Annotated in this window: 10 protein-coding genes and 1 pseudogene; 10 read left to right on the top strand and 1 reads right to left on the bottom strand. The window is 75.0% G+C overall.

The window, feature by feature from the left end; genetic code table 11:
• Positions 1–438, bottom strand: a 438-nt coding sequence (locus J5Y04_RS40835) for an ATP-binding protein (RefSeq protein WP_209417615.1), incomplete at its 3' end; no start/stop codon positions are given.
• A 230-nt stretch (positions 439–668) separates the two neighbouring features.
• Between J5Y04_RS40835 and J5Y04_RS40830 the strand changes: the two genes are divergently transcribed.
• The 10 genes and pseudogenes from J5Y04_RS40830 to J5Y04_RS40785 form a co-directional block, all read left to right on the top strand.
• Entirely contained in the window at positions 669–1,514 is an 846-nt protein-coding gene (locus J5Y04_RS40830; RefSeq protein ID WP_209417614.1) for a hypothetical protein, read from the top strand.
• 181 nt (positions 1,515–1,695) lie between these two features.
• Entirely contained in the window at positions 1,696–2,454 is a 759-nt protein-coding gene (locus tag J5Y04_RS40825; protein ID WP_209417613.1) for a YcnI family protein, read from the top strand.
• An 86-nt stretch (positions 2,455–2,540) separates the two neighbouring features.
• A complete protein-coding gene (locus tag J5Y04_RS40820; RefSeq protein WP_209417612.1) occupies positions 2,541–3,209 on the top strand; it encodes an SCO family protein in 669 nt (222 codons plus the stop codon).
• Complete coding sequence (locus tag J5Y04_RS42720; RefSeq protein ID WP_209417611.1) at positions 3,206–3,706, top strand: copper chaperone PCu(A)C; 501 nt, start codon at positions 3,206–3,208, stop codon at positions 3,704–3,706. The genes J5Y04_RS40820 and J5Y04_RS42720 overlap by 4 nt, the downstream gene beginning before the upstream one ends.
• A 12-nt stretch (positions 3,707–3,718) precedes the next feature.
• A complete protein-coding gene (locus tag J5Y04_RS40810) occupies positions 3,719–5,788 on the top strand; it encodes a FixH family protein (protein ID WP_209417610.1) in 2,070 nt (689 codons plus the stop codon).
• Between the two features lie 5 nt (positions 5,789–5,793).
• Positions 5,794–7,107 carry an iron uptake transporter deferrochelatase/peroxidase subunit gene (gene efeB, locus J5Y04_RS40805; protein ID WP_209417609.1) on the top strand — a complete coding sequence of 438 codons (1,314 nt, stop codon included), beginning with the start codon at positions 5,794–5,796 and terminating at the stop codon, positions 7,105–7,107.
• Between the two features lie 137 nt (positions 7,108–7,244).
• Complete coding sequence (gene pheA, locus J5Y04_RS40800) at positions 7,245–8,180, top strand: prephenate dehydratase (protein WP_209417608.1); 936 nt, start codon at positions 7,245–7,247, stop codon at positions 8,178–8,180.
• A 536-nt stretch (positions 8,181–8,716) separates the two neighbouring features.
• Positions 8,717–9,991, top strand: a complete 1,275-nt coding sequence (gene serS / locus J5Y04_RS40795; RefSeq protein WP_209417607.1) for a serine--tRNA ligase — start codon at positions 8,717–8,719, stop codon at positions 9,989–9,991.
• Between the two features lie 56 nt (positions 9,992–10,047).
• A complete protein-coding gene (locus J5Y04_RS40790) occupies positions 10,048–10,896 on the top strand; it encodes an HAD family hydrolase (RefSeq protein WP_209417606.1) in 849 nt (282 codons plus the stop codon).
• Between the two features lie 209 nt (positions 10,897–11,105).
• A pseudogene (locus J5Y04_RS40785) lies at positions 11,106–11,327 on the top strand (biotin transporter BioY); the annotation flags it as partial.

Below are 11,327 nucleotides of genomic sequence, written 5' to 3'. Positions count from 1 at the left end.
GTAGGGGCGGCCCTCCCGGCGGGGGCGGTGGGCGGTGAGGACCGGCCCGGGGACGCTGGCCCGGCCGCCGCGCCGCGTGCGGCGGGGCCCGCGGCCGGCCGCCGCCGGGCGGGCCGGCGGGGCGGCCGGCCGGCGCAGCGGGAGCGGTCCGGCGGCGGGGGCGGGAGCCGCGGGGACCGGGAGGCCGGGCCCGGCATCGGTCACCTCGATCCGCAGCAGGTCGCCGCTGATCGACGCGGAGACCTGGAAGCCCTCGTCCGGCCGGCCGCCGGCGCCGTGCTCGACGGCGTTGGCGCAGGCCTCGCTGAGGGCGACGCCGAGGTCGTGGGCGACCTGCGGGTCGACGCCCGCCGTCGCCATCGCACCGAGCAGGATGCGCCGGGCCAGCGGAACGCTGGCCGGGTCGCGCTTGAGGTGCAGAGTCCACCAGATGTCCACGGGAGGTCCCTCCTGGCTGCGGCTCCACATACAACTAGGTATCTCCGGGCGATCCGGCGGTGAACCGTGCCTGAGGTCCGTCACCGCCCGTTCGGCGGATGGACTGGGGCCGCGGACTGTGCCGAGCGGCGCACACCGGGGTCCGCACGCCGGGGCCGAACGGGGCATTCGTGGGACTTTCCCACCCTGCCCGTGCCGCCCTCGTAGGCGATGAGAGGATGGGGCCCGCCATGACTGCCCTCGCCGCCGCCCCGCACCCGGGCGCCCCCGCACCGGACGCGCCGGTGGGGGCCGCCGCCTGGGACCTGCGGCTTGCGCGGGCGGTGCCGTTCGCCCTGGTCTGCACGCTGATAGCGGCCGCCGGGCACGCCCTGGCCGGCGGCGGGAACGTGGCCCCGGCCGCGCTCGCGACCGGCTTCGCGGCCGTCCTGGTGCTCGCGGTGGCCTTCGGCGGGCGGGAACGCTCGCTCGGCGCCATCGCCGGTGCGCTCGGCGCGGGCCAGCTCGGCCTGCACTGCCTCTTCCACGCCCTCGGCGGTCACGCCACCGCGGCGGCCGGTGCGATGGCCGGCATGCACCACGGCGCCGGCGGCTCCGGGCCGCTGACCCTGCCGCAGGTGGCCGGCCGGCTGATCTGCAACGAGGCCCGGCCCGGCACGCTGGCCGGCCTGCCCGGCAACCCGACCGCCGAGCAGCTGGTCTCCAGCGCGGGCCTGGACCCGCAGGCGTACGCCGTCGCGCCCTGGTGGCAGGGCGGCGTGCTCGGCATGACGCCGTCGATGTTCGCGGGCCACCTGGCCGCCGCCCTGGTGGCCGGCTGGTGGCTGCGCCGGGGCGAGGCGGCGCTCTGGCGAGTGGTCCGGATCACCGCCACCGCCGCCCGGGACCGCTGGGCTGCGCCGCTGCGGACGGCGTTCGCGCTGGCCGCCGTCCTGCTGCGCGGCCTGCTCGGCACGCCCGGCGGCCCGGCCCGCCGGTTCGGCGCACGCGGCGGGGAGCACCCGCTGCCGGCCGGTGCCGCACTGCGGCACAGCGTGGTGCGGCGCGGTCCTCCGTTCGGGGCGCTCGCGTACTGACCCGCCGTCCCCGGTGCTCCCACACGCACCGGTCCCGGGTGTACGCCGCAGCCGGCCGCACCCGCACGCGCGTGGTCAGCGGCCTCCCCCACTCGTCCCCACGCCGCGCGGCCCCGTCCGTGCACGGACCGCCGTGCCCGCCGGGCCTGCCGCCGAGCCTCCGAACGGAGACCCCGAAATCATGCGTTCCCTTCCCGCCCGTCGCATCGCCGCCGTCGCCCTCACCGCCGCCGCCTCCGTCGTGGCCCTGGCCGGCCCGGCCTTCGCGCACGTCACCGTGAACCCGGGCAGCGCCCCGCAGGGCGGCTACACCGCCGTCGACATCCGGGTGCCGAACGAGAACGACACCGCCTCCACGGTGAAGCTGGAGCTCAGCCTCCCGCTGGACCACCCGCTGGCCTCCGTCCGGACCCTCCCGATGCCGGGCTGGACCGCGACCGTCGAGAAGTCCAAGCTCGACAAGCCGATCAAGGTGCACGGCAACGACGTCAACGAGGCCGTCTCCAAGATCACCTGGACCGCCGAGGCGGGCACCAAGATCGCCCCCGGCCAGTTCCAGGAGTTCCGCGTCTCGCTCGGCCCGCTGCCGACCGACACCGACAAGCTGATCTTCAAGGCGCTGCAGAGCTACGACAACGGCGACGTCGTCCGCTGGATCGACGAGGCCAAGGACGGCCAGCCGGAGCCGGCCAAGCCCGCGCCCGTGCTCGCCCTGACCAAGGCCACCTCCGCCGACGGCCACGGCGCCACCGCCTCCGCCGCCCCGGCCGCCGACGGCCACACCCACGACGACGGCGCCAAGGACGAGGCCGCCGGCTCGGACAAGGCCACCGACTCCACCGCCCGGGTGCTCGGCGTGGTCGGCATCGTGGTCGGCGTGATCGGCGCCGCGTTCGGCGTCCTCGGCCTGCGCCGCAAGAGCGGCGGCTCGGCCTCCTGACCCCTCACACCGGCGGGGCCGCCCCGCGCCGCACTTCTGCCCGGAGCGGCCCCGCCGGTGCTCCACCCCGCACGATCGGACCTCCCATGCCCCGCACCCCCCGTACCGCCCGCCTGGCCGGCGCCGCCGCCGTCGCGCTCGCCGCCGCCCTCACCCTCACCGCCTGCGGCTCCGACGGCGGCGGCACCAGCCCCGCCAAGGTCACCCGGCAGAAGGCCGACTCGCCCTACGAGGGCACCGTGCTGGGCAAGAACTTCGAGAAGCCCGACCTCCAGCTGACCGACACCACCGGCCAGCCGTACGACCTCCGGCAGAAGACCAACGGCAAGGCCACCCTGCTCTTCTTCGGCTACACCAGCTGCCCGGACGTCTGCCCGACCACCATGGGCGACATCGGCGTGGCGATGAAGAAGCTCTCCGCCGAGGAGCGGCAGAAGGTCAACGTCGTCTTCGTCTCCACCGACCCGCAGCGCGACACCCCGCAGGTGCTGCGCACCTGGCTGGACTCGATGGGCAGCGACTTCACGGGCCTCACCGGGGACCTCGCCAAGGTGAAGACCGCCGCCAAGTCGCTCGGCATCATGATCGAGGACCCGGTGGTCAACGGCGACGGCACGGTCACCTCCACCCACGGCGCGCAGGTGCTGGCCTTCCTGCCCTCGGACGACAAGGCGCACGTCCTCTACCTCAGCGGCACCGAGGAGAAGACCTACGAGCACGACCTTCCGCTGCTCGCCAAGGGGGTCTCGGCGTGAGGGGCACCGGCGTCCCCGGCTTCCGGCGGACCGCGCTCGCGGGCGCGGTGCTGGCGACGGCACTGGGCGGCGGCGCCATCCTGGTCGCCTGCGGGGCGGGCGGCCAGGACGGCGCCGCCGCCGACGGACCGGCCAGGCTGAGCGTCGCCGACTCCTACATCCCGCTGCCCCCGGCGGGCGGGATGGCGGCCGGCTACCTGACCGTGCGCAACGACGGCGGGCAGGACCAGCTGGTGAAGGTCTCCAGCCCGGCCGCCCAGTCGGTCACCATGCACCGCTCCACCGCCTCCACCATGGAGCAGGTCGAACGCCTGGACGTCCCCGCGCACGGCGCGTTGCAGCTCGCCCGCGGCGGCACCCACCTCATGATCATGGGGTGGCAGAAGACCCCCGCCCTCGGTGACGAGCTCGAACTCGACCTGACCTTCGCCAGGACCGGGACCATCTCGGTCAAGGTGCCGGTCAAGGAGCTCACCTACCGCCCCGGCCAGCAGTAAGGGACCCGCGAGATGCCGAAGGCCGCCTTTCCGCAGACCCTGCCGCCGGGCACCCCGCCGCCGCGGACCGCCGGAGACCGGACCGCCCGCCGCCGGATCGCCGCGCTGTTCGGCGTCCTCGGCGCCGTCCTCGCGCTGATGCTCGCCGGCGCAGGACCGGCCTCCGCGCACGCCACCCTGCAGTCCACCGACCCGGCACAGAACTCGGTCGTCGCCGCCGCGCCGCAGACCGTCACGCTGACCTTCAGCGAGGCGGTGTCGCTCTCCGGCGACTCGGTGCGGGTGCTCGACCCGGCCGGACGGGCGGTCGACACCGGCAACCCGGCGCACGCCGACGGCCGGGACAACACCGCACGGGTCGGGCTCAACAGCGGACTGGCGGGCGGCACCTACACGGTGGCCTGGCGGGCCGTCTCCGAGGACTCGCACCCGATCGGCGGCGCCTTCACCTTCTCCGTCGGAGCGCCCTCCGACACCTCCGTCTCCGCCACCGCACTGAGCGGCGCCGAGGCCGACAGCACGGTCGCCGCCCTCTACGGCGCCGGCCGGACCGTCGCGTACGGGGCGTTCGCGCTGCTGGCCGGCGCGGCCGCGTTCGTGCTGATCTGCTGGCCCGCCGGAGCGGTGCAGCGCGCGGTGCAGCGGCTGCTGATGTCCGGCTGGGTGGCGCTGCTGGTCTCCACCGTCGCGGTGCTGATGCTGCGCGGCCCCTACGAGCGCGGCTCCGGCCTCGGGCAGGCCTTCGACCTGTCACTGGTGCGCGCCACGCTGGACGAGCGGATCGGCACCGCGCTGGCCGCGCGGCTGCTGCTGCTCGCCGCGAGCGGGGTCTTCCTGTCGCTGCTGGTGGGCCAGCTCGGGCAGCCGCCGCGGACGGCCGGCCCTGCGGCCGGCCCCACGGCCGGCCCCACGGCCGGGGGACCGGAGGAGGACGCCGAGGAGTCGGAGCTGCGCGAGCTGGAGCAGCGCGCCGCCGAGCGGCCGCAGCGCGAGGCCCGGCTGGGCCTCGGGGTCGCCGGACTGGTGCTGGCGGTCGCCCTCTCGGCGACCTGGGTCGGCGCCGACCACGCCTCGGTGGGCATCCAGGTCTGGCTGGCGCTGCCGTTCGGCATGCTGCACCTGATCGCGATGGCGCTCTGGCTCGGAGGCCTGGCCGCCATGCTGGTCGGCCTGCGGCACGGGATCGGCGCGGACGTCGCCGACCGCTTCTCCAAGGTCGCCTTCGGCGCGGTCGCGGTGCTGACCGTCACCGGGATCTACCAGTCCTGGCGTGGCCTGGGCAGCTGGGGCGCGCTGACCGGCACCGAGTACGGGCGGCTGCTGCTGGTGAAGACCGGCTGCGTGGTCGCGATGCTCGGCGTCGCCTGGATCTCCCGGTCCTGGCTGGCCCGGCTGCGGGCCGACCCGCAGGAGGCGGTGGCGGTCGCACCGGCCGAGGCGCCGGAGCCGGTCACCGTGGCGGCGCACTCCGACGACCCGGTCCGGCAGGCCCAGCTGGCCCGCCAGCAGGCCGCCCGGGAGAGCGCCGGACGCGACCGCGGGCTCACCCCGACCCGGGCCGGGCTGCGCCGCTCGGTGCTGGTCGAGGCGCTGGTCGCGGTGGCCGTGCTGGTGGTCACCACGATGCTCACCAACTCGCCGCCCGGCCGGGTGGCCGGCGAGGTCGCGGCCGGGGCACCCGCCGCCGGTGCCGGCCCGGCCGCCCCGGGCGTGCCCGCCCCGCAGACCGTGCCCGGCCAGACCCTGGAGCTGAAGCTCCCGTACGACACCAAGGGCCGGACGCCGAACGCCAAGGGCACCGCCACCGTCACCCTCAACCCGGCCCGGACCGGGCCCAACGAGGTGCACCTCAAGCTGGACGGCGCGGACGGGCAGCCGGTCGAGGTCCCCGAGGTGCAGCTCGCCTTCACCCTGCCGGACCGCGACCTCGGCCCGCTGCCGGTCACCCTGGCCGCCGAGGGCACCGGCCGCTGGAGCGGCACCGCGCAGCTGCCGCTGGCCGGCAACTGGGTGGTGTCGGTGCAGGTCCGCTCCTCGGACATCGACCAGACCACCGAGATCAAGCCGCTGAAGATCGGGTGACCGCGATGGACAGCACCGAGAGCACCGAGAACACGCGGAGCACGGAGAGCGCCACGGCCGCCGGGCCCGCCGGCGGCAGGCCCGGCCGCGGCGTCACCCGGCGGGCCCTGCTGGGCACCGCCGGGGCCGGGCTGGTGGTCGGAGCGGGCGCCGGCGTGGCCGGTGCGGCCGCCCTGGACCGGTCCCCGGCGGGCGGGCCCGCCCCGGCCGGGCCCGCCCTCGGCGCGGGCCGGCTGCCGTTCCACGGGGAACACCAGGCCGGCATCGTCGAACCGCAGCAGGCCCGGGTCCAGCTGGCCGCCTTCGACCTGGCCGGCGGGACCGGCCGGGACGGCCTGCGCGCACTGCTCCAGCGCTGGTCCCGGACGGCCGCCCGGCTGGCCGTCGGCGAGCCGGCCGACGAGTTCGAGAACCAGGTCGCGCTGGACGCCGGCCCCTGCTCGCTCACCCTCACCTTCGGCTTCGGCGCCACCCTGTTCGACAAGGCCGGGCTCGCCGACCAGCGCCCGGCCGCGCTGGAACCGCTCCCCTCCTTCCCGGCGGACGCCCTCGACCCGGCCCGCGGCGACGGCGACCTGTTCGTCCAGATCTGCGCCGACGACGCGCTGGTCGCCGTGCACGCCCTGCGGGTGCTCCAGCGGCAGGCCGCCGGCACGGCGGCGCTGCGCTGGCAGTCGGCCGGCTTCGCCCGCACCCCCGGCGCCGCCACGCGGCAGATCACCGGGCGCAACCTGATGGGCCAGATCGACGGCACCAACAACCCCAAGCCGGCCGAGGACGACTTCGCCGCCAAGGTGTTCTGCGCCGCCGGGGGCGACCAGCCGGCCTGGCTCGCGGGCGGCTCGTACCTGGTGTTCCGGCGGATCCGGATGCTGCTGGACAACTGGGAGGCGCTGCCGCTGGACCGCCAGGAACGGGTGATCGGGCGGCGGAAGTCGGACGGCGCCCCGCTCTCGGCGGCCCCCGGCAGCAGCGAGTTCACCCCGGCCGACCTGGCCGCGCAGGGCCCGGACGGCTCGCTGGCCATCCCGGCCGACGCGCACGTCCGGGTCGCCGCGCCGGCCGCCAACGGCGGGGCGGCGATGCTGCGGCGCGGGTTCTCGTACCACGACGGCCTGCTGGCCGACGGCTCGCCGGACGCAGGACTGCTCTTCCTCGCCTTCCAGGCCGACCCGCGCAGGGGCTTCACCCCGGTGCAGCGCAAGCTCTCCCGGGGCGACGGCCTCTCCCGCTTCCTGCGGCACGAGGCGAGCGGCCTGTACGCCGTCCCGCCCGGCGCCCCGCAGGGCGGCTACGTGGGGCAGACGCTGCTCGGCTAGCCCGGGCGGGGCGCCCACCGCACGGCCGGGGCGCCCCGCCCGGCCGCCGGTTGCCCACGGGCCGGAACTCCCCCGTGGGCAACCGGCGAAATGGTTAAGGTGACTTGCTCGGTATCCCTTTCGCATGGAGGCGCGGCATGTCGGCGACCCGCTACACCTACCTCGGCCCGGCGGGCACCTTCACCGAGGCGGCGCTGCGCACCCTGCCCGAGGCGGCGACCCGGGAGCTGGTCCCGCTGGCCTCGGTGCCGCTGGTGCTGGACGCGGTGCGCGGCGGCGAGGCCTCGGGCGGGTTCGTGCCGATCGAGAACTCCGTCGAGGGCGCCGTCACCGCGACCAACGACGAACTTGCCTCGGGCGCCGCGCTGATGATCTACCGCGAGGTGCTGCTGCCGATCTCCTTCGCGCTGCTGGTCCGGCCCGGGACGGAGCTGGCCGACATCAAGACCGTCACCAGCCACCCGGTGGCCCAGCCGCAGGTGCGCCGCTGGCTGGCGGCCAACCTGCCGGAGGCGCGGTGGGAGTCCTCGGCCTCCAACGCAGACGGCGCCCGGCTGGTCTCCGAGGGGCGGTTCGACGGCGCGTTCGCGGGCGAGTTCGCGGCGCCGATCTACGGCCTGGACCCGCTGGTCAAGGACATCGCCGACGCGGCCAACGCGACCACCCGGTTCGTCCTGGTCGGCCGGCCCGGGAGGGTCTCCTCGCCGACCGGCGCGGACAAGACCTCGATGGTGGTCTGGCTGCCGGACGACCACCCGGGCGCGCTGCTGGAGCTGCTCCAGGAGTTCGCGGTGCGCGGGGTCAACCTGATGCGGATCGAGTCCCGGCCCACCGGGGAGGGGCTCGGCAACTACTGCTTCCTCATCGACTGCGAGGGGCACCTCACCGACCGCCGGGTGAGCGAGGCGCTGATGGGCCTCAAGCGGACCTGCCCGCAGGTCCGCTTCCTCGGCTCCTATCCGCGGGCCGACCAGCAGGCCTCCGGGCACCAGCGGCCGGGGACCTCGGACACCGATTTCACCGAGGCGGCCGACTGGCTCTCCCGGTGCCTCGACGGCCGCGGCGACATTTGAGGGCCTGGCGACATCTGATCGCCGGCTTTTGTCCTCCTGACCTTTTCCGACCGTTTTCGACCCCGCCCGGACGGCGGTACGGGTGACCGCACCGGGCGTCCGCCCGTCGTCCACAGGGGCCCGCGCCGCCGGAACCGGCTGTCCACAGGACCGTCCACTGTCCACAGCCCCGAGTTATCCACAGGCCTGGGGACGAGTCGACAAACCGGTATAGCCACTACGCGTATCGGTCGGATCATCGGTTAGCGTCGCAGAGATGACCAATCGGACCAGAGTCACCCGTGTGCCAGTAAATCACCCGTCCGAGTGCTTCAATTTCCTCACCCAAGAAGGTCAAGTGAGGTTTGAAACCTCAATTCCTTAGTCGGGCACATCGTCCACCGGGGAGGCCCGGCCGTCCACAGCCCACCGGACCCTCCTGTGGATAACCTCACAGCGAGCCGTTCCTCACAGGGGTTATCCACAGGCTCCGGGGAGTTATCCCCAGGGGAAAACCCGTACCGGTGGAGGGGCCCCCGCCCGGTAGGCTTGGGCCCGTGATTGACCTTCGCCTGCTTCGTGAGGACCCTGACCGAGTGCGCGCCTCGCAGCGCGTCCGTGGCGAGGACGTCGACCTGGTCGACGCCCTCCTCTCCGCCGACGAGCGGCGCCGGTCCTCGGGCAGTCGCTTCGACGAACTGCGCAACGAGCAGAAGACGCTCGGCAAGCAGGTCGCCAAGGCCCAGGGCGAGGAGAAGACCGCCCTGCTCCAGCGCACCAAGGAACTGGCCGCCGAGGTCAAGGCCGCCGACGCCGAGCAGAGCGCGGCCAAGGACGAGGCCGAGCGCCTGCTCCGCTCGCTGGCGAACCTCATCGACCCGGCCGCCCCGGTCGGCGGCGAGGAGGACTTCGTCACGCTGGAGGAGATCGGCACCCCGCGCGACTTCGCCGCCGAGGGGTTCGAGCCCCGCGACCACGTCGAGCTGGGGCAGATCCTCGGCGCGATCGACACCGAGCGCGGCGCCAAGGTCGCCGGCGCACGGTCCTACTACCTGACCGGTGTCGGCGCGCTGCTGGAGCTCGCCCTGGTCAACATGGCGATCGCCCAGGCCACCGCGGCCGGCTTCACCCCGATGATCACCCCGGCCCTGGTCCGCCCGGCCGCCATGGACGGCACCGGCTTCCTCGGCCAGGCCGCCGAGAACGTGTACTTCCTCCCCGAGGAGGAGCGCTACCTCGTCGGCACCAGCGAGGTCCCGCTCGCGGCGTACCACATGGACGAGATCATCGACGCCGAGAAGCTGCCGCTGCGGTACGCCGGCTACTCGTCCTGCTTCCGCCGCGAGGCCGGCACCTACGGCAAGGACACCCGCGGCATCATCCGCGTCCACCAGTTCGAGAAGGTGGAGATGTTCGTCTTCACCTCGCCCGAGGACGCCGAGAACGAGCACCGCCGCCTGCTCCAGTGGGAGAAGGACTTCCTCAACGCCCTGGAGCTGCCCTACCGGGTGATCGACGTCGCCTCCGGCGACCTCGGCTCCTCGGCCGCGCGCAAGTTCGACATCGAGGCGTGGATCCCGACCCAGGGCAAGTACCGCGAGGTCACCTCGACCTCCAACACCACCGAGTACCAGTCCCGCCGGCTCTCCATCCGGATGCGCGAGGAGGGCAAGGTCCGCCCGCTGGCCACGCTGAACGGCACCCTGGTCGCCGTCCCGCGCACCATCGTCGCGATCCTGGAGAACCACCAGCAGGCCGACGGCTCGGTCGTCGTGCCGGAGGCGCTGCGGCCGTACCTCGGCGGGCGCTCCGTCCTCCCGCCGGTCAAGTAGCCGACTGCCCCACCTGCACCACCGCCCGAAAGCAACTCCCGGGAGACGTTCGGCCCATGAGCAGCATCAGCCCCAGCCCCGTCTCCCCCGTCGACGGTGGCGGCCTGCCCTTCCGGCTGGTCGCCACCGACCTCGACGGCACGCTGCTCACCAGCGAGGAGACCGTCTCCGAGCGCACCCGGGCCGCGCTCGCCACGGCCACCGGTGCCGGGGCGCTGCACATCATCGTCACCGGCCGCTCCGCCGCCTGGGCCCGGCCGGTCTTCGACGAGATCGGCTACCAGGGGATAGCGGTCTGCGGCCAGGGCGCGCAGGTCTACGACGCGGGCGCGCACAAGCTGCTCACCTCGCTCACCCTGGACCGCCGGCTGGCCGCGCTGGCGATCGCCAAGATCGAGGCGGAGGCCGGCCCGCTGGCCGTCGCCGCCAACCAGGACGGCCTGGACGGCGAGGTGCTGGCCGGCCCCGGCTACGAGCTGCTGATCGGCTCCGACCTGCCGGTGACGCGGGTCGCCAAGGACGAGCTGTTCGCCTCCCCGCTCAGCAAGCTGTACATCCAGCACCGCGGTCTGACCGACGACGGCCTCGCCGAGGTCGCCCGCCGGGTGGCCGGCGACCTGGTCGGCGTCGTCATGGCGGGCGCCGGCATCGTCGAACTGCTGCCGCTCGGCCTCTCCAAGGCCACCGGGCTGGCCGTCGCCGCCCGCCGGCTGGGCGTGAAGGCCGCCGACACCATCGCCTTCGGTGACATGCCCAACGACGTGCCGATGTTCGGCTGGGCCGCGCACGGCGTCGCCATGGCCAACGCGCACGCGGAACTGCTGGCGGTCGCCGACGAGGTCACCGTCAGCAACGACGAGGACGGCGTCGCGGCCGTCCTGGAGCGGCTCTACCCGGCTCGGTGAGCAGGGGGGAACGGGCGGGGTGGGTGTGGACCGGGTCGCGGGCCGTTCCGGCGGCACCCGGATGCTGACCGTCACAGAAAGAGTTTGTATGCTCCGCTGAAGCTCCGCGTCTCCCGGTGCGGTGCTCCTGTGCGGTGCTCCCGGCGGACCCGGGCCGTGCCCCCGGGACACGTACAGGATTGCTGCTTCCGCCGCTGAGAGGTACGCGCATGTCAGGCCAGTGGGACGAGAGCACGTCGGGGGCGGGCGGCCGGCGGCGCGCCGAGGGCGGCTCGCGGGGCGGCGGCTCGCCGCGTGGCACCGGCGCGCGCGGCGGCAGCACGCGTGGCAACGGCACGCGCGGCGCGGGCGCCCAGGGTGCCGGCACCCCGCGCGGCGTGCGCACCGAGCAGACGGCCGACGCGGGCGGACGCGTCCCGGCGCCACGGCCC

It is taken from the genome of Kitasatospora sp. RG8, assembly GCF_017813315.1.
Lineage (GTDB): Bacteria > Actinomycetota > Actinomycetes > Streptomycetales > Streptomycetaceae > Kitasatospora.
The sequence above is the reverse complement of the archived record's forward strand: the minus strand, read 5'-3'. Positions and strand labels throughout refer to the sequence as shown.